Here is a 21502-nt window from a genome sequence, read left to right on the forward strand (position 1 = left end):
GTCCTTACATCTCCTCGGCTACGTAACTGCGAAGCCAGGTCCGGAAGTCCGGGCCCAGGTCTTCACGTTCGCATGCGAGTCTGACAATGGCACGCAGGTAGTCGCCGCGGTCGCCGGTGTCATAGCGGCGGCCCTTGAAGACGACGCCGTGCACCGGGCCGCCCACCGACTCGTCCTCGGCGAGCCGCTGGAGGGCGTCGGTCAGCTGGATCTCGTTGCCGCGGCCGGGCTCGGTCTTGCGCAGTATGTCGAAGATGTGCGGGTCGAGGACGTAACGGCCGATGATGGCGTAGTTGGACGGGGCGTCGGCCGCGTCGGGCTTCTCGACCAGGCCGCCGACCTTGACGACGTCGCTGTCCTCGGTGCTCTCCACGGCCGCGCAGCCGTAGAGGTGGATCTGCTCCGGCGCGACCTCCATGAGGGCGATCACACTGCCGCCGTACTGCTCCTGGACGTCGATCATGCGCTGGAGCAGCGGGTCGCGCGGGTCGATCAGGTCGTCGCCGAGCAGGACCGCGAAGGGCTCGTGGCCGACGTGCGGGGCGGCGCACAGCACGGCGTGGCCGAGGCCCTTGGGGTCGCCCTGGCGGACGTAGTGCATCATCGCGAGGTCGCTGGACTCCTGGACCTTGGCCAGGCGGCCCGCGTCGCCCTTCTTCTGGAGGGCGGACTCCAGTTCGTAGTTGCGGTCGAAGTGGTCTTCCAGGGGGCGCTTGTTGCGGCCCGTGACCATGAGGACGTCGCCGAGGCCCGCGGCCACGGCCTCTTCGACCACGTACTGGATCGCCGGCTTGTCGACGACCGGCAGCATCTCCTTGGGAGTGGCCTTGGTGGCCGGCAGGAACCGGGTACCGAGACCGGCTGCTGGGATGACAGCCTTGCTGATCCTGGGGTGGGACTGAGTCATGCGCGCCACCATATCCGGTGCCTATAGGGAGAATCTGTGACTCGGGATCATAGGCGCTCATATGAGCGCATTAGCGCGGTACGGGAGTCACCGATGTCTCATCTCGGCCCTGTGGACGAACCTGACAAGCGGACGTTGCGGCGGTCTTTCCTCGCGGCGAGGAACAGGTTGACGCCGGACGACGTGCGGGAAGCCGCCCGGGCGCTGGCCGGGCGGGCGCTCGGGCTGCCGGAGGTGGCGGGGGCGCGCGCCGTGGCGGCGTACGTCTCCGTGGGCGCCGAGCCGGGCACCCTCGCGCTCCTGGACGCGCTGCGCGCGCGGGGGGTGCGCGTGCTGCTGCCCGCGCTGCTGCCGGACAACGACCTGGACTGGGGCGAGTACACCGGGGCGGACTCCCTCGCGCGCGTGCGGCACGGCGGGCGGATGGAGCTGTACGAGCCCACCGGTGAGCGGCTGGGGCCGGACGCGGTGACGCGGGCGGACGTCGTACTGCTGCCGGGGGTCGCGGTGGACGGCCGCGGCCTGCGCCTGGGGCGGGGTGGCGGCTCCTACGACCGGGTGCTGGCGCGGCTGGAGGCGGCGGGCGCGCGCCCCGCGCTGCTGGTGCTGCTGTACGACCGGGAGGTTGTCGCGCGCGTCCCCGCCGAGCCGCACGACCGGCCGGTGGACGCGGTGGTGACGCCGTCGGGGGTGCGCAGGTTCCGCTGACGCCGGGCAGACGGGAAACGGCCTCCACGCGCGCGTGGAGGCCGTTTCCGTGCGACGGGTGCGGGGCCGCTACGGCTTGAGCACCAGCGTGTCGCTCGTGCTCTCGTCGACGGCCTTCTTCGAGAAGGACCACGGCAGCAGTTCGCCGTCGGCCCACTTGTCGGTCTGGTCGGTGTAGTGGGCGCTGTAGGCGTGTCCGGAGGCGCCGGTCAGGTTGATCCAGCGGGACTTGTCGAGGTCGCCGAGGTTGACCACCATCCGCATGGACGGCACCCAGATCACCCCGTAGCCGCCGGCCGCGTTCCAGCCGGAGGCGTTGACCGCCGCCTCGCCGCCGCTGAGCTTCCAGGGGCCGCGGTTGAGGGCGTACTTCAGGAAGCCGGGGCCTTCGGTGCCCAGGGTCTGGTTCTTCAGGAACAGGCGGTGCAGCCGGCCCCAGTTCCAGGTGTCGATGTCCTTGCCGAGCTTGGCGGTCAGCTCCCAGCGGGCGTCGATCATGGCGCGCTTGAACAGGTCGTCGCGGTTGTGGTTCGCACCCTTGCGGGTGCCCGAGGCGGGCGTCGTCCACCAGTCGCTCTTGGGCTTCTCCAGCAGCGTGCGGACCACCTCGAACCAGCGGTCACCGCCGTCCGGCTGCGCCTGGCCGGTGTCGCGCTGGCCGCACTCGCGGACCTTGTCGGTCTCGTCCGCGGGGCCGGTGGTGTTGACCGGGTCGACCCACAGGCACTGGCCCTCGACCCGCAGCTCCTTGGGCAGCTTGTTGCCGAAGGCGAGCTTGAGGATGTTGCGCCAGACGGCGTTGAAGTAGGCGGCGGCGGCCGAGTCGGCGGCCTGGGTGTAGTCCCAGCCCTCCAGCAGCTTCTGCGCCTCGCGGACGTCCTTGTCGGCGATGTCGATCTTCAGCAGCTGGGGGACGAGCAGCTTGGCCATCTCGCTGCTGTTGTCCAGCTGCATCTGGCGCATGTCGTCGGTGGAGATCTTGCCGCCGTCCTTGATCTTCTGCTCGATCAGGGAGGTGATGCGCTGGCTGCGGGCGCCGTAGCCCCAGTCCGTGGTGAGCGTGTACGGGTACTTGTCCTCGTCGACGACGGCCTGGTTGGCGGTCACGATGTAGCCGCGATCGGGGTCGTACTCGTAGGGCAGCTCGTCCTGGTCGATGTACTCACCGGTCCAGCGGTACTTGGAGTTCCAGCCCGGCGCCGGGACCGAGCCGTCGTGGCCCTCGGCGCGCACCGGGATGCGGCCGGGCAGCGTGTAGCCGATGTGCTCGCTGTCGGCGTAGACCAGGTTCTGCGAGGGCACGTCGAACAGGGCGGCGGCCTCGCGGAAGTCGTCCCAGTTCTGGGCCCGGTCGATCGCGAAGACGGCGTCCATGGAGGTGCCCGCCTCCAGCGCCGTCCAGCGCAGGGCGACGCCGTAGCCGTCGCCGCGGTCGGGGGCGGAGCTGTCGACGGTGGCCTTCTTGCCGGTCTTCACCAGCTCGTCGTCCCGGTCGGAGAGCAGGGGTCCGTTGTTGGTCTCGCGGACGACGATCTTCTTGGAGTCGCCGCCGGCGACCTTGATGGTCTCCTCGCGCGTCTCGAAGGGGACCACCTTGCCGTCGTACTGGTAGCCCTCGCCGGTGATCTTCTCCAGGTAGAGGTCGGTGACGTCGGCGCCGGAGTTGGTCAGGCCCCAGGCGATGTCCTGGTTGTGGCCGATGACCACGCCGGGCATGCCCGCGAAGGTGTAGCCGGCCACGTCGTAGCGGCACTTGTCGGAGACGGTGCGGCAGTGCAGGCCCATCTGGTACCAGACCGAGGGCAGGGACGGCGACAGGTGCGGGTCGTTGGCCAGCAGCGGCTTGCCGGTGATGGTGTGCTTGCCGGAGACGACCCACGAGTTGGAGCCGATGCCGTTGCCGTTCACACCGACGGCGGTGGGGACGTCGTCCAGGACCTCCTGGAGGCCGGCCAGTTGGCCTTGGAGCGCGTTGCCGGAACCGGAGCCGGTTCCCGTGCCCGTACCGGTTCCCGTGCCGGTACCAGTACCAGTCCCGGTGCCGGTACCCGTGCCCGTGCCCGTGCCGTCGCCCTCGCCGCCGCTCGACGCGCCGCCGCCGTCGAAGGTCTGCGTCAGCTCGTCGTACTGGCCCTCCTGGACGATCGCCTTGTTGCGGTCGTACGGATACGCCGGGTACAGGTCGGCGATCTGCTTCGGGCCGAGGCGGCTGGTCATCAGCGCGCGGTCGACCTCGTCCTGCATGTTGCCGCGCAGGTCCCAGGCCATCGCCTTCAGCCAGGCCACCGAGTCGACCGGGGTCCACTCCTGGGGCTTGTAGTCGTTGGTGAACCCGAGGGCCGCGTACTCCAGGGAGATGTCCGCGCCGTCCTTGCCCTTCAGGTAGGCGTTGACGCCCTTGGCGTACGCCTGGAGGTACTCCTTGGTGGAGTCCGAGAGCTTCTCGTCGTACTCCTTCTTCGCCACCCGGTGCCAGCCCATGGTGCGCAGGAACTCGTCGTTGTCGATCTGACTCTTGCCGAACATCTCCGACAGGCGCCCGGCGGTCATGTGCCGGCGGACGTCCATCTCGTAGAACCGGTCCTGCGCCTGGACGTAGCCCTGCGCCATGAACAGGTCCTCCTCGGTGGAGGCGTAGACCTGCGGGATGCCGTACCCGTCGCGCTTGACGTCGACCGGGCCCGACAGGCCGTCCAGCGTGATCGAGCCCTTGGTCTGCGGGAAGGACGCGCGGACGGTGCTGATCGACCAGTACGCCCCGTAGGCGAGGCCGCCGATGAGGGCCAGGACCAGTACGAGGACGAGCAAGCGGCCCTTGCGCCCCTTGCGCCCCTTCTTCCTGCCGGACGTGCCGGGCTGCTGACCCGTGGAGGCGGTGGTGGTGGGGGGCATCGCTGTCCTTGCTGTCCTAACACGAGCGGCAGGGGCGGGCTGTGCTTCGTACTGAGCGCCGAGCGCTGAACGCCGAACGCTGGAGCAACTGTAGGCGCAGGCCCGGCTCCGCCTTGACGCGGAGTCGGGTACAGGAGCGCACGGGCGTTCGATCTTGCCAAGCCGAGCGTCAAGAAAGCGTCAAGAGTTAGGTAAGGTAACGAAGTAGTTGCCCGCAGAGCATGGCGGATTCGTGTGCCATAGGGGTGCGCCGGTGTACGCCTCGCGCGCCGAGCGGGCGCGCTCACCCGCGCTGTGATCCATGCTGTGCGCCAGGGAAGGGAACGGCCGCTGACTGTCCACCACCTCAACCAGCTCCTGCTCGTCTGCTCGCTCGTCCTGCTCATCGCCGTGGCGGCGGTCCGGATCTCCTCGCGCAGCGGGCTCCCCAGCCTGCTCGTCTACCTGGCCATCGGCGTCGCCATGGGCCAGGACGGCATCGGCGACATCAAGTTCGACAACGCCGAACTGGTCCAGGTCATCGGCTACGGGGCCCTCGTGGTGATCCTGGCCGAGGGCGGGCTCGGCACGAAGTGGAAGGAGGCGAAACCGGCCCTCCCGGCCGCCTCCGCGCTGGCCCTGGGCGGGGTCGCGGTGAGCGTCGGCGTGACCGCGGCGGGCGCGCACTACCTGACCGGGCTGGAATGGCGGCAGGCACTGATCGTCGGAGCCGTGGTCTCCTCCACGGACGCCGCGGCCGTCTTCTCCGTGCTGCGCCGGATTCCGCTGCCCACGCGGATAACGGGCACGCTGGAGGCCGAGTCCGGCTTCAACGACGCCCCGGTGGTCATCCTCGTGGTCGCCTTCTCCACGGCAGGACCGATCGAGCACTGGTACGTGCTCATCGGCGAGATCGCCCTGGAGCTGGCCATCGGCGCGGCCATCGGGCTCGCGGTCGGCTGGCTGGGGTCGTGGGGGCTGAAGCACGTGGCGCTGCCCGCCTCCGGCCTCTACCCCATCGCCGTCATGTCGATCGCCATCACGGCCTACGCGGCCGGCGCGATGGTCCACGGCAGCGGCTTCCTGGCCGTCTACCTCGCCTCGATGGTCATGGGCAACGCGCGGCTGCCGCACTGGCCGGCCACCCGGGGGTTCGCCGACGGACTCGGCTGGCTCGCCCAGATCGGCATGTTCGTCCTGCTCGGCCTGCTGGTCACCCCGCACGAGCTGGGCGACGACATCCTGCCCGCCCTGGTCATCGGCCTGGTGCTCACCATGGTGGCGCGTCCGCTGAGCGTCGTGCTGTGCCTGGTGCCCTTCCGGGTGCCGTGGCAGGAGCAGGCCCTGATGTCGTGGGCCGGGCTGCGCGGCGCGGTGCCCATCATCCTGGCGACGATCCCCATGGTGGAGGGTGTCGCGGGCAGCCACCGCATCTTCAACATCGTCTTCGTCCTGGTCGTCGTCTACACCCTGGTGCAGGGCCCGACGCTGCCGTGGCTGGCCCGCAAGCTGCACCTGGGCAAGGGCGACGAGGCGGCCGACCTCGGCATCGAGTCGGCGCCCCTGGAGCGGCTGCGCGGGCACCTGCTGTCGGTGACGATCCCCGAGGGCTCGAAGATGCACGGCGTCGAGGTCAGCGAGCTGCGGCTGCCCACCGGGGCCGCCGTCACCCTCGTCGTCCGCGACGGGACGTCCTTCGTACCGCTGCCGACCACGGGGCTGCGCCGTGGCGACGAACTCCTGGTCGTCGCCACGGACCCCGTCCGGGACGCCGCCGAGGCGCGGCTGCGCGCGGTCGGCCACGGCGGCAAGCTGGCCGGCTGGCTGGGCACCGGAGGCACCGAAAGTGCCCGGGGCAATCGCAGGTGACCGAAGAACGGGTGCGCCCTTTCACAGGCCGCACCCGTGCCGTCCCCTGTACGATGAAGGCCGCACCTGATCGAACCACCTCTGTCTGAAGCAGAGCTGGCGCGACCGTATGGCGGTCGGATCGCCCCCTCATCCTCGCGGGCTCCGGCATCTACCGCAGTCCGCGCAAGTGGACAGCTCTCGGCGCTCCCGCGCGACGATCACCGCGCAGCGGGACCGCGCTACCAGGCGGCAGAAAGGCACGGGCCGTGGCATCCACGGTCACCCGTCCGGGATACGGGCAGCTGCTGCGCACCCGCGGCGTCTGGACGTTCCTGCTCCCCGGCTTCGCGGCACGCCAGCCGTTCGCCATGCTCACGCTCTCCATCGTGCTGCTGGTGCAGCACACCACCGGCTCCTACGGCGTCGCCGGCGCCGCCGCGGCCGTCACCGGCGTCTCGATGGCCGTGTTCGCGCCGTACAGCGGCCGGCTCGCCGACCGTTACGGCCAGCGCACCGTCCTGCTGCCCGGGGTGCTCGTGCACGCGGCGTCCGGCCTGACCCTGACCGCCCTCGCGCTCACGGACGCGCCCCTCTGGGCGCTGTTCCTCGCGGCGGTGCCCACCGGCGCCTCGGTGCCGCAGGTCGGGCCCATGGTGCGGGCCCGCTGGGCCGCGCGGCTCAAGGACTCCCCCCTGATGAGCACGGCGGCCGCCTTCGAGTCCGTCACCGACGAACTGACCTTCGTCCTCGGTCCCCTGCTGGCGACCGCTCTGTGCACCGCCGTCGACCCGGCCGCGGGCCTGGTCACGGAGGCCGCGCTCACCCTGGTGGGCGGTCTGCTGTTCGCCGCGCAGAAGAGCACCCAGCCGCAGGTCGGCGGCGCCGACGGCGGCCACGCGCGCGTGGAGCACGTTTCCGCGCTGCGGATCCCCGGCGTGCGGGTGCTGATCTTCGTCTTCCTGGGCATCGGTTCCGTCTTCGGCGGCATGCAGGTGTCGCTGGCGGCGTTCACCGAGTCGATCGGCGAGCCCGGTCTTAACGGCGTCCTGTACGGCGTCTTCGCGGCGGGCAACATGATCTCCGGCCTGGCCTGCGGCGCCATCGCCTGGAAGGTGGCCCCGCAGCAGCGCCTCCTGGTCGGCTACGCCGCCCTCGCGCTGACCGCGTCCGGCCTGTGGGCCGCGCACTCGGTGCTCGTGCTGGCGGGCCTCGGCCTGCTGGTCGGCATGTGCGTCGCGCCCGCCATCGTCACCGGCTACACGCTGGTCGAGGGCCTGGTCCCGGCGGGCGCCCGCACCGAGGCGTTCACCTGGCTGACCGGCGCCGTCGCGCTGGGGCAGGCGGCGGCCGTGACCGTCGCCGGACAGCTGGAGGACCGGTTCTGGGACGGCGCCGGATTCCTGGTGCCGATGGGCGGCACGGTCCTGGCGCTGGCGGTCCTGATGGCGCTGCGCTCGCGGCTGGCGCCGCGGTCCCACGGCCGCACGGTCGCACGTGGTGTCGGTCACCGCGCGCCCGCCACAGTGGACTGATCCCGCGGAATAGGTCACTATGGACCGTCGTTAGCACTCATCGAGTGAGAGTGCCAGGAGGAAGACAGTGCCGACGTACCAGTACCAGTGCACCGAGTGCGGCGAGGGCCTCGAGGCGGTGCAGAAGTTCACCGATGACGCCCTCACCGAGTGCCCGAACTGCCAGGGTCGCCTGAAGAAGGTGTTCTCGGCGGTCGGCATCGTCTTCAAGGGCTCCGGCTTCTACCGCAACGACAGCCGCGGCAGCTCGTCGAGCAGCTCACCGGCGTCGTCGTCCTCGAAGGCCGCCTCGTCCTCGGCCTCTTCGTCGTCGGACTCGGGCTCGTCGTCTTCGTCGTCCTCGTCTTCGTCGTCCTCCTCGGGCTCCGGCAGCTCCTCCGCGGGCTCCACCGCCGCGTAGCACCCGCTTCCCACGCCCGCGCGGGACACCGTTCCTTACGAGACCCTGTCGTCGTCCGACGACGGGGTTCTCGGCGTGGTGCGGGCCGGTTAGGGTGCGGGCATGGCGAACAAGGTGACGGCCGAGCAGGTGCAGGCCGAGAACGTGCGGGCCGAGGACGTGCGGGCCGAGGACGTGCGGGCCGAGGACGTGCGGGCCGAGATCGGCGTGATCGGGGGCTCCGGGTTCTACTCGTTCCTCGACGACGTCACCGAGGTCCGGGTGGACACCCCGTACGGGCCGCCCAGCGACTCCCTCTTCCTCGGCGAGGTCGCCGGCCGACGGGTCGCCTTCCTCCCGCGGCACGGCCGCGGCCACCATCTGCCGCCGCACCGGATCAACTACCGCGCCAATCTGTGGGCGCTGCGCTCGGTGGGCGCGCGCCAGGTCTTCGGCCCGTGCGCCGTCGGCGGGCTGCGCCCCGAGTACGGGCCGGGGACGCTGCTGGTGCCGGACCAGTTCGTCGACCGCACCAAGTCCCGCCCGTCGACCTACTTCGACGGGCTGCCGATGCCCGACGGCACGGTGCCCAACGTGGTGCACGTGTCGCTGGCCGACCCGTACTGCCCCACGGGACGGGCCGCCGCGTTGAAGGCGGCCCGGGGCCAGGACTGGGAACCCGTGGACGGCGGCACCCTGGTCGTGGTCGAGGGGCCCCGCTTCGGGACCCGCGCGGAGTCCCTGTGGCACCGGGCGCAGGGCTGGTCGGTGGTGGGCATGACCGGCCACCCGGAGGCGGCCCTCGCCCGTGAGCTGGAACTCTGCTACACCTCGCTGACCCTGGTGACCGACCTCGACGCCGGTGCGGAGAGCGGCGAGGGCGTTTCGCACGAGGAGGTGCTGCGGGTCTTCGCGGCGAACGTGGACCGGTTGCGGGGCGTGCTGTTCGACTCGGTGGCCGCGCTGCCGGCGACCGGGGAGCGGGACTGCCCGTGCGGGGCGGCGCTGGGCGGGATGGATCCGGGGATCGCGCTGCCGTAGGGCCGGCGGGGTGTGAACGGGCCTCGGAACGACCCGTTCCGGTGAGGGAGTTGTCCACAACCGGTCCGTGCTCCACGGGCTTCGGCGGGACGCGGCGAGAAGCCTCATCGTGGGAGCGCAAGCCGGTCCCTCGTCACAGGTGGTGGTCCCGTGTTCCGTCCCGCCCTGCCCTCTCCTCCCTCGCTCCCGTCCTCGTTCCCTGACCCCTCCTCCTCGTTCCCTCCCCTCTCCTCCTCGTTCCCTCCCCCGCTTCCGCCCGGCGGCGACGCGCCGCCCACCTGCGAGGTGCCGCACTTCGCCCCGGTGCGGGTGCGCGGCGGGCGCCGTGCCCTGCACCGGCTCGTGGCGCACCGACGGCGTGCGCTGGCCGCCGGGCTCGCGGTCACCGCCGCCGCGCTGGTGGCGGCGGGCCCGCAACCGGGGGCCGACGGGCAGGACACGCGGCGGGCCCGCGGACACCCGGTGGCCGATCCGGTGGGCGAGCGGCACGGCACCCGGCTCGTGGCGGCGCCGGTGCGCATCGCCGACGCGGGCACGGTGCGGCTGCTCAGGCCGGGCGACCGGGTCGACGTCGTCGCGACCGGCGACGGCGGTGCGGGCGACGCCTTGGTGCTCGCGCGCGGTGCGCGGGTGACGAAGGTGCCGGAGCCCGTGGCGGATCCGGCGGCGGGCGGGGCGCTGGTTGTCGTCTCGGTGGAGCGCGCCACCGCCCACCGGCTGGTCGGCGCGGGTACCACGGAGCGGTTGGCGGTGACCCTGTGCTGAGCCGGTCAAGTCGCTCGTTCGAGGGACCGGATTGGACAGGACGGCCCAGCGCTGTCGTAGGTTGCGGAGCGTTTGGTTCCTACACCTGTTCAAGCGAGGAGTGCTCCCACCGTGAGCGAGAAGAACGAGCCGGGCGTCTGGCAGGGCTTCAAGGCCTTCCTGATGCGCGGCAACGTCATCGACCTGGCGGTGGCGGTCGTCATCGGCGCCGCCTTCACCAAGATCGTCAACTCGGTGGTGGAGGGGGTCATCAACCCGCTGGTCGGGGCGTTCGGCACGCAGAGCCTGGACGGCTACAGCTCCTGCCTGAAGGGCCCGTGCACCGGGACCGGCGACAGCGCGACGGGTGTGCGGATCCTGTGGGGGCACGTGCTGGGCGCCACCCTCACGTTCCTGATCACGGCGGCCGTCGTCTACTTCCTGATGGTGCTGCCCATGTCGAAGTACCTGGCCCGGCAGGAGGCCCGCCGCAAGGCGAAGGAGAGCGCCGAGGAGATCATCGAGGTCTCCGAGCTGGAGGTGCTCAAGGAGATCCGCGACGCGCTGGTCGCCCAGCGCGGTTCGGGACACGACCGCTCGTAGCGCTCGCGCCCGCGGCTCACAGGTGGTGGGGCGGCTTCTCGTCCAGGAAGCGCTTCAGGTCGGCCGCGCTGTCGCCCTCGGGCCGCTCGCCCCAGCCGCGGTCGGTGTCGTCCGAGCTCTGCTGGTCCAGCGGGTCGTCGAAGGCCAGCGCGGGCCTGGGCGCGGGGGGCTCGGGTTCGGGGGTGGTACTCATACTCCCAGGGTACGGCTCGCGCCGTGGCCGACGTCCCGTCCGTCCCGCTCGTCCTGCTCGTCCCGGCGGAGGGTGTGGTTCGCAAGCACATCCGCACCGTCTCTGCTGTGCTGGGAGCCATGATGTCCAGTCCCTCCCCCGCAAGCGCGCCCGCCGGGCCGCCCGACGACCACCCTCCGGTGCGCCGGCTGAAAGCCCGCCACCGGCACGAACCGCACCGCGTCGCCACGCCGCTGGAGCTGTTCTTCGACCTATGTTTCGTCGTCGCCATCGCCCAGGCGGGCGTCCAGCTGGTGCACTCCGTCGCCGAGGGGCACGCCGGCGAGGGCGTCCTCAACTACGCGATGGTCTTCTTCGCCATCTGGTGGGCGTGGATGAACTTCACCTGGTTCGCCTCGGCCTACGACAACGACGACGTCCTCTACCGGGTCGTGACGCTGCTCCAGATCGCCGGTGTGCTGGTCCTGGCGGCCGGGGTGTCCCGGGCCTTCGAGGACCACGACTGGGTGGCCGTCGTCATCGGCTACGTGATCATGCGGCTCGCCCTGGCGACGCAGTGGCTCAGGGCGGGCCGGTCCGCGGCACCGCCGGAGAGCGCCATGGCCCGGAGATACTCGGCCGGCGTGCTGCTCTGCCAGGTCGGCTGGCTGGGGCTGCTGTTCCTGCCGGAGGGCGCCCGCGGCTGGCTGTTCCTGGTGATGGTGGTGCTGGAGCTGTGCGTGCCGGCGTTCGCCGAGCGCAAGCACCCGTCGTCCTGGCATCCGCACCACATCTCCGAGCGGTACGGGCTGCTCACGATCATTGTGCTCGGCGAGACCATCGCCGCGGCCACGGTCGCGGTGAAGTCGGGCATCGAGGAGAACGACGCGCTGGGCGAGGTCCTCCCGATCGCGGCCGGCGGACTGCTGATCGTCTTCGCGGCCTGGTGGATCTACTTCGTGGTGCCCGTCCACAGTTACCTGAGGTCCAGCAGACAGTCCTTCCTGTGGGGTTACGGCCACTACCTGGTGTTCGCCTCGGCGGCGGCGATCGGGGCGGGGCTGGAGGTGGCGGTGGAGCAGGCCGTGGGGAAGGCGCACGTCTCGACGCTCGCGGCGTCCTTCGCGGTGACCCTGCCGACGGCGGTCTTCCTGCTCACGGTGTGGGCGCTGCACGCACGGCACTTCAAGGTGGGCGTCGCCGAGCAGCTCGTGCTGCCGGTGGCCGCGCTCCTGGTGCTCGGCTGCACCTTCCTCGGCGGCGCGGCGGTGCTCGCGGCCGGGATCGTCCTGGCCCTGACCGTCGCGGCCGGGGTGGCCCTGACCGCACGGCGTACCGAGCGGGAGCGGCGCGCGACGGCACCGGCCGGCTGAGGCGGTGCCGGGACCGCCGGCTCCCGTGCCGCCGTCGACTCCCGTGCCGCCGCCGGCTCCCGCCCCGTCGCCGGCTCCCGCCCCGTCGCCGGTGGCTGGACGAGACTGGCGGTATGACAGTTGACGCATTGACGGACGTCGCCGGTCTGCTGGTGGGCCATGCGACGCGTGCCGGGGACGGGTGGCTCACGGGGACGACGGTGGTGCTCGCGCCGGAGGGCGGGGCGGTCGCCGGTGTGGATGTGCGCGGCGGCGGCCCCGGCACCAAGGAGACCGACGCGCTCGATCCGCGCAACCTCGTGCAGAAGGTCCAGGCGGTGGTGCTGACCGGCGGCAGCGCCTATGGGCTGGACGCGGCCTCGGGCGTGATGGCCTGGCTGGAGGAGCGGGGGCGCGGGGTGCGGGTCGGTCCGGACCCGGCGCACGTGGTGCCGGTGGTGCCCGCGGCCTGCGTCTTCGACCTGGGGCGCGGGGGCGACTTCCGGGCCAGGCCGGACGCGGCCACCGGCTACGCGGCGGTCGAGGCGGCGCACGCGAGCGCGCCGGGTGCCGGGGTGGCCGAGGGGTGTGTCGGGGCGGGCACGGGTGCCGTGGTCGGCACGCTGAAGGGCGGCGTGGGCACCGCGAGCACCGTGCTGGACTCGGGGATCACGGTGGCGGCGCTGGTGGTGGCCAACGCGGCGGGGGCGGCGACGGACCCGGAAACGGGGGTGCTGTACGGGGAGTTGTTCCGGGGCGGGCCGGTGGAGTACCCGGCGCCGGACGTCCACGAGGCCGCGGGGCGGCGGCTGGCCGAGGTCGCGGCGAGGAACGCGCCGCCGCCGCTGAACACCACGCTCGCCGTGGTCGCCACCGACGCCGACCTGTCCAAGGCGCAGGCACAGAAGCTGGCCGGCACCGCGCACGACGGCATCGCCCGTGCCGTACGGCCCGTGCATCTGCTCAGCGACGGGGACACGGTGTTCGCCCTGGCGACCGGGGAGCGTCCGCTCGACGCCGGGCAGCCGCTCGCGCTGAACGAGGTGCTGGCGGCGGGCGCCGACATGGTGACGCGGGCGATCGTGCGCGCGGTGCGGGCCGCCGACCCGGTGGTCGGTCCGGGCGGGGCCTGGCCGTCGTACGGGGAGCTGTACGGCGGGGTGCGGCGCGAGGGGTGAGGAGCGGCGCTCGTGGCGGTGTACGCAGGTGTGACCAGGGGCAGTTGACTCGGTCGCGTTGCGATTGTCCGGGTTTTGTCACGTGACGGCGTTCCGGGCGGCCGGTGGGAACCCCACGGGCCCCCGGGCACCTCTACACGGCTGAAGCGAACACCGCACACCATCCGAACCTGGAGCAGCCCGTGACAACGCCGGACATAGCCACGCGGCGCGTACTGGGGGCCTGTGCCGCCCTCGTGGTCGGCGCCCTCACCCTCACCGCCTGCGGCGGAAGCGCCAGTGCCGACGACAAGAAGGACGGCAAGGGTGGCGCCGGGTCCGCCGACACCTCGGTCGCGAAGCTGGTGATCTCGGCCGAGGACGGGTCGACCGGCGCATCGATCAACTCGACCGGTGTGAAGGTCAGCGACGGCAGGCTGACCGAGGTGCGGATGACCGTCGCGGAGACGGGTGCCGCCGTACCGGGCGCGGTGTCCGGCGACGGCGGCAGCTGGAAGCCGAAGGAGCAGCTGGAGCGGGGCACGAAGTACCGGATCACGGCCCGGGCCAAGGACGACAACGGCCGCACGGCCGCCGCCGACTCGGTCTTCACGACCGTCTCGCCGGACAACAGCTTCGTCGGCACGTACACCCCGGACAGCGGCAGCACGGTCGGGGTGGGGATGCCGGTGTCGTTCACCTTCGACAAGGCGATCACCGACCGGAAGAGCGTGCAGTCGCACATCAAGGTCACCTCCAGCAGTGGGCAGGAGGTGGTCGGGCACTGGTTCGGCGGGCAGCGGCTCGACTTCCGGCCGCAGGAGTACTGGAAGGCCGGTTCCAAGGTCACGATGAAGATCGACCTGGACGGGGTGGAGGGCGCGAACGGCCTCTACGGCGTGCAGAAGAAGACCGTCACCTTCACCGTGGGCCGCGCGCAGGTCTCCACGGTGGACGCGAACACGCAGACCATGACGGTGGTGCGCGACGGCAAGACGCTCAAGTCGGTGCCGATCTCGGCGGGCAGCGCCGCGAACCCGACGTACAACGGGCAGATGGTGATCTCGGAGAAGTCCGAGCAGACGCGCATGAACGGGTCGACGGTCGGGTTCGGCGGCGAGTACGACATCCCGGACGTGCCCCACGCGATGCGGCTGAGCCAGTCCGGCACCTTCATCCACGGCAACTACTGGTACAACCGCGGCAATCCGCCCTTCGGCGCCCAGGGCACCAGCCACGGCTGTGTCGGTCTGGCGGACGCGCAGGGCGCGCAGGGCGACACCCCGGGCAAGTGGTTCTTCGACAACTCGCTCATCGGGGACGTCGTCATCGTCAAGAACTCCCCGGACGACACGATCGCGCCGGACAACGGCCTCAACGGCTGGAACATGCCCTGGAGCGAGTGGACCGCCCAAAGCACTGCCTGATCGGGCTGTGAGCAGGGGATTTTGACGGTTCGTCGGGCCGCGCGGGAACTTTTCGCGCGGCCCCGGCGTTTTCCGTGCGTACGTTTTCTCGGTTCCCGGACATGATGTCCGACCGAGGGGCTACGGTATGCACCCACAAGGTGACATGCAGCAACGCCGGGAGAAACCTTGAGCGTTCCGTACGAGACGGCAGCGTACGAACCACCCGAGTCGCCCGAGTCTCCGGAGGAGCATCTCATGCGGCTGCTCGGACGTGCCCTGAACTCATTCGAGCTGCCCGACGAGACCCTGCGGCGACTGGACTGCGCGCTGGCGCACGACGGTTCGCTGCACTCCGCGCACCACAGCGCGGGGCTGCACCGCGAGACGTACCGGCACACCTGGCTGCTCGCCGACGGCTCGGCGCTCACGCTCTGGGAGCTGGTCCACAACACCGCCCCGGGCAGCGAGCCGCAGCACGAGGTGTACGTGGACGAGGAGGAGCTGCGGGCCGCCGGCTCCCGGCTGGCCCTGCCGCCCGACACCCCGGAGTTCGAGCTGCCGGTGCAGGTGCAGCTGTCGCCCGTGCCCACCCCGCGCCACGCCTACGTCCCCGAGGCCTCCGCGGACCACGCCCGTCGGCTGCTGCGCCGAGCGGAGAACGGGGACCGGCCCGACGCCGACCTCGCCGACCGGCTGTCCACGGCGTGCGGGCACCAGATCTCCCAGGCCTTCGGCGGCCCCGGCCGCAAGGGCCGCGCCCGGATCGGCTTCTCCCTCTACGAGCACGCGTTCCTGCTGCGCGACGGCGCCGAGGTCTCCCTGTGGGAGGTCGAGCACACGGCCACGCCGGACGGGCGCCACATGTGCGAGGTGTACGACAGCGAGGACGCGGCCCGCCGGGCGATGGAGCGGCGCGCGGCGCAGGTCTCCCCGTAGCGCGCCCCCTCCCGCCCGGCCCCCGCTCCCGCTCCCGCTCCTGTCCGGCCGCCGCTCCCGTCCGGCCCGTTACGCGGCCACCGGCTGCGTGGCCCCCGGGGTCGGGGCCGACGGGTCCGTGCCCCCGCCGGGTCCCTGGGCCGAGGGGCCCGTCACCGGCTTGCGCAGCCCCTTGAGGACGATTACCAGGGCCGTGGTGACGCAGACTCCGGCCGCGATGGCGACCAGGTAGAGCAGCGGATTGCCGATCAGCGGGACCACGAAGATGCCGCCGTGCGGGGCCCGCAGCGTCGCGCCGAAGGCCATCGAGAGGGCGCCGGTGACCGCGCCGCCCACCATCGAGGACGGGATGACGCGCAGCGGGTCGGCCGCGGCGAACGGGATGGCGCCCTCGGAGATGAAGGAGGCGCCCAGGACCCAGGCGGCCTTGCCGTTCTCGCGCTCGGCGGCGTTGAAGAGCCGGCCGCGCACCGTGGTGGCCAGGGCCATCGCCAGCGGCGGGACCATGCCGGCCGCCATCACCGCCGCCATGATCTTCATCGCGGAGTCGCTGGGGCTGGCGACCGCGATGCCCGCGGTGGCGAAGGTGTAGGCGACCTTGTTGACCGGGCCGCCGAGGTCGAAGCACATCATCAGGCCGAGCAGCGCGCCGAGCAGGACGGCGTTGGCGCCGGAGAGTCCGTTCAGCCAGTCGGTCATCCCGGACTGCGCGGACGCGATGGGCTTGCCGATCACGACGAACATCAGGAACCCGACGACCGCCGCCGAGACGAGCGGGATCACCACCACCGGCATGATGCCGCGCAGCGCCTTCGGTATCGGTACCCGCTGGATCGCCAGCACCACCGCGCCGGAGATCAGACCGGCCGCGAGACCGCCGAGGAAACCGGCGTTGATGGTCAGCGCGATCGAGCCGCCGACGAAGCCGGGCACCAGGCCCGGCCGGTCGGCCATGCCGTAGGCGATGTAGCCGGCCAGCACCGGGACGAGGAAGGCGAAGGCCACGCCGCCGATCTGGAACAGCAGCGCCGCCCAGCTGTCCGCCTGGGTCCACGCGAAGTGGTCCATCACGGAGGGCGCCTTGTTGATCTCGTAGCCGCCGATCGCGAAGCCCAGGGCGATCAGCAGACCGCCCGCCGCGACGAAGGGGACCATGTAACTGACGCCGGACATCAGCCACTTGCGGAGCTTGGCGCCGTAGCCCTCGCCGGACTCGCCGCCGCGCTCGACGGGCGTCGCGCCGCCGTCCCCGCCCCGGCCGCCGGTGGCGACCGCCGTCACCTCGCCGCGGGCGGCCTTGTCGCGGACCTCGCCGATCAGCTCGCCGGGCCGGTTGATGGCGGCCTTGACGCCGGTGTCGACGGTGGGCTTCCCGGCGAAGCGGTCCTTCTCCCGCACGGCCACGTCGTGGGCGAGGATCACACCGTCCGCCGCCGCGATCACCGCCGGGTCGAGCCGGGTGAACCCGGCAGAGCCCTGGGTCTCGACGACGACCTCGACGCCCTCCTCGCGGCCCGCGTTCTCCAGCGACTCGGCCGCCATGTAGGTGTGCGCGATGCCGGTGGGGCAGGAGGTGACGGCGACGATCCGGAACGGGCGGTCGGGCCCGCCAGGCTCCTGGCCGGTGCTGCCGGTGCTGCCCGGGGCGGTCCCGGCGGAGGCCGCCGCCGGGGCCGCCCCGGTGTCCGTGAGGTCTGCGGTGGCCGCCATGTCCGCGGTGTCCGCGGTGTCCGCGGGCTCCTCGGCGGTGTCGGTGGGCCCGGCCGGTGCCGGTTCCTCCCCTCGGATCAGCGCGGCGGCGGCCGCAGCGTCGCCCGCCGAGCGCAGCGCCGCGGTGAACTCGGCGTTCATCAACTGCCGGGCCAGCGAGGAGAGGATCGTCAGGTGGGCGTCGTCGGCGCCCGCCGGAGCGGCGATCAGGAAGATCAGGTCGGCCGGGCCGTCCGCCGCCCCGAAGTCGACTCCGGCCGCGCTGCGCCCGAAGGCCAGCGTCGGCTCGGTGACGTGCTCGCTGCGGCAGTGCGGGATGCCGATGCCGCCGTCGAGGCCGGTCGGCATCTGCGCCTCGCGGGCGGCCACATCGGCGAGGAAGCCCTCCAGGTCGGTCACCCGGCCCAGGGCCACCATCCGCTCGGCGAAGGCGCGCGCCGCCGCTTCCTTGGTGTCGGCGGACAGGTCGAGGTCGACCAGGTCCGCGGTGATCATGTCGCTCATCGCGGGCTCCTTAGCTCGCGTATCGCCCGGAACGTGGGGTGAGGGGCGGGGGCGGGGGGGGACGGGGGCACAGCGGTGGGGGTCGGGGGCGGCCCCGGGGGGAGAACCGTGGGAGGGGCCGGGAAGGGGTCCGGAGTTCATGACACCGGCTCCTTCAGTACGCGGTTCACGGGCACCTCGGCCGTGACCGTCACGGCGGCCGGGTCCAGGTCGTGCGGCGTCGGCATCACGCTGCCGGGCAGCTGGACGGCGGCGGCGCCGTGCGCGACGGCGGCGGCGAGGGCGCCGGGGCCCGTCCCGCCGGCGACGAGGAAACCGGCGAGGGAGGAGTCCCCGGCGCCGACGTTGCTGCGGACGGCGTCCACGCGGGCGGTGCCGAACCAGGTGCCCGCGTCGTCCACGAGCAGCTGCCCGTCGGCGCCGAGGCTGGCGAGCACGGAACCGGCGCCCAGCTCCCGCAGTTCCTCGGCGGCCTTCACCGCGTCGCCGACCGTGGCCAGCGGACGCCCGACGGCCTCGGCCAGCTCCTCGGCGTTCGGCTTGACCACGTCGGGCCGCTCGCGCAGGGCCCGCAGCAGGGCCGGTCCGGAGGTGTCCAGGGCGATGCGGACACCGGCGGCGTGTGCCCGGGCGACCAGGTCGGCGTACCAGGACGGGGCGAGTCCGCGGGGCAGGCTGCCGCAGCAGGCGATCCAGTCCGCGCCGGGCGACTGCCGCCGTACGGTGTCCAGGAGCAGTTCCCGTTCGGCGGGGGTGAGTTCGGGGCCCGGGGCGTTGATCTTGGTCAGGACGCCGTCGGCCTCGGCGAGCGCGATGTTGGAACGGGTGGGTCCGGTGATCGGCACCGGCGCGACCTCGATGCCCTGCGCGTCGAGCAGCTCGGCGACGAGTGCGCCCGGGGCCCCGCCCAGCGGCAGCACCGCCACGGTGCGCTGCCCGGCGGCGGTCACCGCGCGCGAGACGTTCACGCCCTTGCCGCCGGGGTCGACCCGCTCGCCGGTGGCGCGGACGACCTCGCCGCGGCCGAGGGAGGGCACCTCGTAGGTGCGGTCCAGCGACGGATTGGGGGTGACGGTCAGGATCATGCGCGTACTACTTCCGTGCCGGCGCGCTCGATGTCGCCCGCGTCCTCGGGGGTCAGTCCGTTGTCGGTGATCAGCAGGTCCACGTCGCTCAGGGCGCCGAAGCGGGCGAAGTGCTCCTGGGCGTACTTGGAGGAGTCGGCGAGCAGCACCACGCGCCGGGCGGCGGTCAGGGCGGCCCGCTTGACGGCGGCCTCGGCGAGGTCGGGGGTGGTCAGACCGTGCTCCACGGAGAAGCCGTTGGCCGCCACCACGGCCACGTCGGCGCGGATCTCGCCGTACGCGCGCAGCGCCCAGGCGTCCACGGCGGCGCGCGTACGGTTGCGCACCCGCCCTCCGACCAGGTGGAGCTGGATGCCGGGGTGGTCGGCGAGGCGGGCGGCGATGGGCAGACTGTGGGTGACCACGGTCAGCGAGGCCTCCGGCGGGATCGCCGCGGCCATGCGGGCCACCGTGCTACCGGCGTCGAGGATCAGCGTGCCCTCGGCCGGCAGTTCCGCGAGGGCCGCCCTGGCGATGCGGTCCTTCTCGTCGGCGGCCGTGGACTCGCGCTCGGCGAGGTCCGGTTCGAAGTCGAGCCGCCCGGCCGGGATCGCGCCGCCGTGCACCCGGCGGAGCAGACCGGCGCGGTCGAGCGCCTTGAGGTCGCGGCGGATGGTCTCCGCCGTCACCTGGAACTCCTCGGCCAGCGACACCACGTCCACCCGGCCGCCGTCCCGGGCGAGCCGGAGGATCTCCTGCTGCCGCTCCGGTGCGTACATGACCGTTCACCTCCGACCCGTGCCCGAACCTGTGGTTTCTCTCGGAGGCTACGCCCGGTTTTCCGGGATGTAAACAGCAAGCGGAAACGTTCGGACCCAATCAGACATGAACGGGCATCTGTGGGTGGGGCCGGTGTCGATCGGTGCTACGACGAGTGAGGGGCGGGTCCGGCATCTGTGTGCCGGACCCGCCCCCTCGGTGCCTCTCCCTGCCGCGGTCTCAGACCAGCGCGGGCTCCTTCTCCTCCGTCGGGTCCTGCGCCCCGCCCCCTTCCACGTGCTGGGCCGGCCGCCTGGGCAGCGCGAACATCAGCAGGAAGATGACGGCCATCACCGCGGCCACCCATCCCAGCGCGTTCTGGAAGGCGTCCACGTAGGCGGGGCCGAGGCGGGCGGGGGTGAGGTGATCGCTCATCGTGCCGAAGAAGACCACCGACACCAGCCCGAGTCCGAGCGCGTTGCCCATCTGCTGCACGGTGTTGATGAGCCCCGACGCCGCCCCGGCGTGCTCGCGCGGCACCTGGGAGAGCACCGCGTCGGTCAGCGGCGCGACGATCAGGCCCATGCCGATCCCCATCACGGCCAGCGGCAGCGCCATCTGCCAGGGCGTGATGGCGAGCCCGTAGCGCCCGGACTCCCAGACGTAGAGGAGCACTCCGGCGGCCATCACCAGCGCGCCCGCCTGGAGCACCTTGCGCCCGAAGCGCGGGACCAGCTTCTGCACCGAGATCCCGGCGGCCGTGGACACGGCGATGGAGAACGGCACGCCGGTCAGCCCGGCCCGCAGCGGGCTCCAGCCGAGGCCCACCTGCATGTACAGCGTCCACACCAGGAAGAAGACTCCGAGCCCGATCCCGAAGACGGTCTGTACGGCGATCCCGGCCGCGAAGCTTTTCACCTTGAACAGCGACAGCTCCACCAGCGGCGAGCCGTCCCGCGCGCTCTTGCGCCGCTCGTAGGCGACCAGGACCGCGAGGACCACGACCGACCCGGCCATGGAGAGGTAGCCCCACAGCGGCCAGCCCAGTTCCTCGCCCCGGGTGAGCGGGTAGATCAGCATCAGCAGCCCGAGGGTGACCAGCGCGACCCCGACCAGGTCGAGCCGGAGGGCGCGCGGCGCCTTCGACTCCGTGATGAAGCGGTGGCCGAGGACGAGGCCCGCGATGCCGACCGGCAGGTTGATGAGGAAGATGGGCCGCCATTCGAGCCCGAAGAGGTTCCACTCGGTGAGCAGGGCGCCCAGCAGCGGGCCGGAGACGGCACCGAGTCCGACGATCGCGCCGAACAGCCCGAAGACCTTGCCGCGTTCGTGCGCCGGGAAGGTGGCGTGCACGATCGACAGGACCTGCGGCACCATCAGCGCCGCCATGCCGCCCTGGAGGATGCGGGAGGCGACCAGCATCTCCGGGTTGGCGGCGAGGCCGCACAGCGCCGAGGCCACGGTGAAGCCGCCGATGCCGACGAGGAAGACCCGCTTGCGGCCGTGGATGTCACCGAGCCGTCCGCCGGTGATCAGGCCGGCCGCGAAGGCGAGCGCGTAACCGGCGGTGATCCACTGGATCTGGCTGAAGGTGGCGCCCTCGTCCTTCTGGATGGAGGGGATGGCGATGTTGACGATGGTGACGTCCACCAGGTCCATGAACGCCGCGGTCATCACGATCGCGAGGGCGAACCAGCGACGTCGGTCGCCCGCGGCGGAAACGGCGGGCGGGACGGGCGGAACGGGAGCCGCGTCCGGGGTCTGCTTGAAGGTCATGGAAGGAACTTAGGAGACCAATAGGTC

General features: G+C 72.1%; 18 protein-coding genes. 11 read left to right on the plus strand and 7 right to left on the minus strand.

Annotated features, from left to right (window positions below; genetic code table 11):
- Positions 1 to 4: 4 nt before the first annotated feature.
- Positions 5 to 907, minus strand: a complete 903-nt coding sequence (gene galU / locus ACGH52_RS16570) for a UTP--glucose-1-phosphate uridylyltransferase GalU (RefSeq protein WP_059301250.1) — start codon at positions 905 to 907, stop codon at positions 5 to 7.
- Between the two features lie 93 nt (positions 908 to 1000).
- Here galU and ACGH52_RS16575 point away from each other — a divergent pair, with 93 nt between their 5' ends.
- Positions 1001 to 1615: a 5-formyltetrahydrofolate cyclo-ligase gene (locus ACGH52_RS16575; RefSeq protein ID WP_121701979.1), complete on the plus strand. Its 615-nt coding sequence runs from the start codon at positions 1001 to 1003 to the stop codon at positions 1613 to 1615.
- A 69-nt stretch (positions 1616 to 1684) separates the two neighbouring features.
- Here ACGH52_RS16575 and ACGH52_RS16580 read toward each other — a convergent pair whose 3' ends face one another.
- A complete protein-coding gene (locus tag ACGH52_RS16580; protein ID WP_399940183.1) occupies positions 1685 to 4507 on the minus strand; it encodes a penicillin acylase family protein in 2823 nt (940 codons plus the stop codon).
- 306 nt (positions 4508 to 4813) lie between these two features.
- Here ACGH52_RS16580 and ACGH52_RS16585 point away from each other — a divergent pair, with 306 nt between their 5' ends.
- From ACGH52_RS16585 to mscL, 6 genes are all read left to right on the plus strand, one after another.
- Positions 4814 to 6355 carry a potassium/proton antiporter gene (locus ACGH52_RS16585; RefSeq protein ID WP_374103155.1) on the plus strand — a complete coding sequence of 514 codons (1542 nt, stop codon included), beginning with the start codon at positions 4814 to 4816 and terminating at the stop codon, positions 6353 to 6355.
- A 248-nt stretch (positions 6356 to 6603) separates the two neighbouring features.
- Positions 6604 to 7869: an MFS transporter gene (locus ACGH52_RS16590; protein WP_399940186.1), complete on the plus strand. Its 1266-nt coding sequence runs from the start codon at positions 6604 to 6606 to the stop codon at positions 7867 to 7869.
- Between the two features lie 67 nt (positions 7870 to 7936).
- On the plus strand, positions 7937 to 8269 hold the full coding sequence (locus tag ACGH52_RS16595; protein ID WP_121701976.1) for an FmdB family zinc ribbon protein: 333 nt from the start codon (positions 7937 to 7939) through the stop codon (positions 8267 to 8269).
- A 102-nt stretch (positions 8270 to 8371) separates the two neighbouring features.
- Positions 8372 to 9289, plus strand: a complete 918-nt coding sequence (locus tag ACGH52_RS16600) for an S-methyl-5'-thioadenosine phosphorylase (RefSeq protein WP_399940189.1) — start codon at positions 8372 to 8374, stop codon at positions 9287 to 9289.
- A 150-nt stretch (positions 9290 to 9439) separates the two neighbouring features.
- A complete protein-coding gene (locus ACGH52_RS16605; protein WP_399940192.1) occupies positions 9440 to 10054 on the plus strand; it encodes a hypothetical protein in 615 nt (204 codons plus the stop codon).
- Positions 10055 to 10165: 111 nt separating this feature from the next.
- Positions 10166 to 10636 (plus strand): large conductance mechanosensitive channel protein MscL, encoded by a 471-nt coding sequence (mscL, locus tag ACGH52_RS16610; RefSeq protein ID WP_059301256.1) that lies wholly within the window; start codon positions 10166 to 10168, stop codon positions 10634 to 10636.
- Between the two features lie 16 nt (positions 10637 to 10652).
- Here the strand turns inward: mscL and ACGH52_RS16615 are convergent, their stop codons facing one another.
- Entirely contained in the window at positions 10653 to 10829 is a 177-nt protein-coding gene (locus ACGH52_RS16615) for a hypothetical protein (protein ID WP_399940195.1), read from the minus strand.
- A 119-nt stretch (positions 10830 to 10948) separates the two neighbouring features.
- Here ACGH52_RS16615 and ACGH52_RS16620 point away from each other — a divergent pair, with 119 nt between their 5' ends.
- From ACGH52_RS16620 to ACGH52_RS16635, 4 genes are all read left to right on the plus strand, one after another.
- Positions 10949 to 12181: a low temperature requirement protein A gene (locus ACGH52_RS16620; RefSeq protein ID WP_399946773.1), complete on the plus strand. Its 1233-nt coding sequence runs from the start codon at positions 10949 to 10951 to the stop codon at positions 12179 to 12181.
- Positions 12182 to 12294: 113 nt separating this feature from the next.
- The gene (locus tag ACGH52_RS16625; RefSeq protein WP_210973938.1) at positions 12295 to 13338 is read left to right on the plus strand and encodes a P1 family peptidase; all 1044 of its coding nucleotides are present in this window, start codon (positions 12295 to 12297) and stop codon (positions 13336 to 13338) included.
- A gap of 182 nt (positions 13339 to 13520) precedes the next feature.
- Entirely contained in the window at positions 13521 to 14744 is a 1224-nt protein-coding gene (locus ACGH52_RS16630) for an Ig-like domain-containing protein (protein WP_121700538.1), read from the plus strand.
- Between the two features lie 168 nt (positions 14745 to 14912).
- Complete coding sequence (locus ACGH52_RS16635; protein WP_210973940.1) at positions 14913 to 15662, plus strand: DUF6227 family protein; 750 nt, start codon at positions 14913 to 14915, stop codon at positions 15660 to 15662.
- Between the two features lie 69 nt (positions 15663 to 15731).
- Here the strand turns inward: ACGH52_RS16635 and ACGH52_RS16640 are convergent, their stop codons facing one another.
- The 4 genes from ACGH52_RS16640 to ACGH52_RS16655 form a co-directional block, all read right to left on the minus strand.
- Positions 15732 to 17876, minus strand: a complete 2145-nt coding sequence (locus tag ACGH52_RS16640) for a fructose-specific PTS transporter subunit EIIC (RefSeq protein ID WP_399940200.1) — start codon at positions 17874 to 17876, stop codon at positions 15732 to 15734.
- Positions 17877 to 18013: 137 nt separating this feature from the next.
- Entirely contained in the window at positions 18014 to 18961 is a 948-nt protein-coding gene (gene pfkB / locus ACGH52_RS16645) for a 1-phosphofructokinase (RefSeq protein WP_399940203.1), read from the minus strand.
- On the minus strand, positions 18958 to 19719 hold the full coding sequence (locus ACGH52_RS16650; RefSeq protein WP_121700583.1) for a DeoR/GlpR family DNA-binding transcription regulator: 762 nt from the start codon (positions 19717 to 19719) through the stop codon (positions 18958 to 18960). The genes pfkB and ACGH52_RS16650 overlap by 4 nt, the downstream gene beginning before the upstream one ends.
- A 220-nt stretch (positions 19720 to 19939) precedes the next feature.
- Complete coding sequence (locus ACGH52_RS16655; RefSeq protein ID WP_121700584.1) at positions 19940 to 21475, minus strand: MFS transporter; 1536 nt, start codon at positions 21473 to 21475, stop codon at positions 19940 to 19942.
- Between the last annotated feature and the right edge of the window lie 27 nt (positions 21476 to 21502).

It is taken from the genome of Streptomyces sp. BBFR25 (genome assembly GCF_044590125.1).
Lineage (GTDB): Bacteria > Actinomycetota > Actinomycetes > Streptomycetales > Streptomycetaceae > Streptomyces > Streptomyces canus_D.

Excerpts from the sequence above, each read along its gene's own strand:
- galU (WP_059301250.1), bottom strand. The coding sequence starts at position 907 with ATGACTCAGTCCCACCCCAGGATCAGCAAGGCTGTCATCCCAGCAGCC.
- ACGH52_RS16575 (WP_121701979.1), top strand. The coding sequence starts at position 1,001 with ATGTCTCATCTCGGCCCTGTGGACGAACCTGACAAGCGGACGTTGCGG.
- ACGH52_RS16580 (WP_399940183.1), bottom strand. The coding sequence starts at position 4,507 with ATGCCCCCCACCACCACCGCCTCCACGGGTCAGCAGCCCGGCACGTCC.
- ACGH52_RS16600 (WP_399940189.1), top strand. The coding sequence starts at position 8,372 with ATGGCGAACAAGGTGACGGCCGAGCAGGTGCAGGCCGAGAACGTGCGG.
- ACGH52_RS16615 (WP_399940195.1), bottom strand. The coding sequence starts at position 10,829 with ATGAGTACCACCCCCGAACCCGAGCCCCCCGCGCCCAGGCCCGCGCTG.
- ACGH52_RS16620 (WP_399946773.1), top strand. The coding sequence starts at position 10,949 with ATGATGTCCAGTCCCTCCCCCGCAAGCGCGCCCGCCGGGCCGCCCGAC.
- ACGH52_RS16625 (WP_210973938.1), top strand. The coding sequence starts at position 12,295 with ATGACAGTTGACGCATTGACGGACGTCGCCGGTCTGCTGGTGGGCCAT.
- ACGH52_RS16640 (WP_399940200.1), bottom strand. The coding sequence starts at position 17,876 with ATGAGCGACATGATCACCGCGGACCTGGTCGACCTCGACCTGTCCGCC.
- pfkB (WP_399940203.1), bottom strand. The coding sequence starts at position 18,961 with ATGATCCTGACCGTCACCCCCAATCCGTCGCTGGACCGCACCTACGAG.
- ACGH52_RS16650 (WP_121700583.1), bottom strand. The coding sequence starts at position 19,719 with ATGTACGCACCGGAGCGGCAGCAGGAGATCCTCCGGCTCGCCCGGGAC.
- ACGH52_RS16655 (WP_121700584.1), bottom strand. The coding sequence starts at position 21,475 with ATGACCTTCAAGCAGACCCCGGACGCGGCTCCCGTTCCGCCCGTCCCG.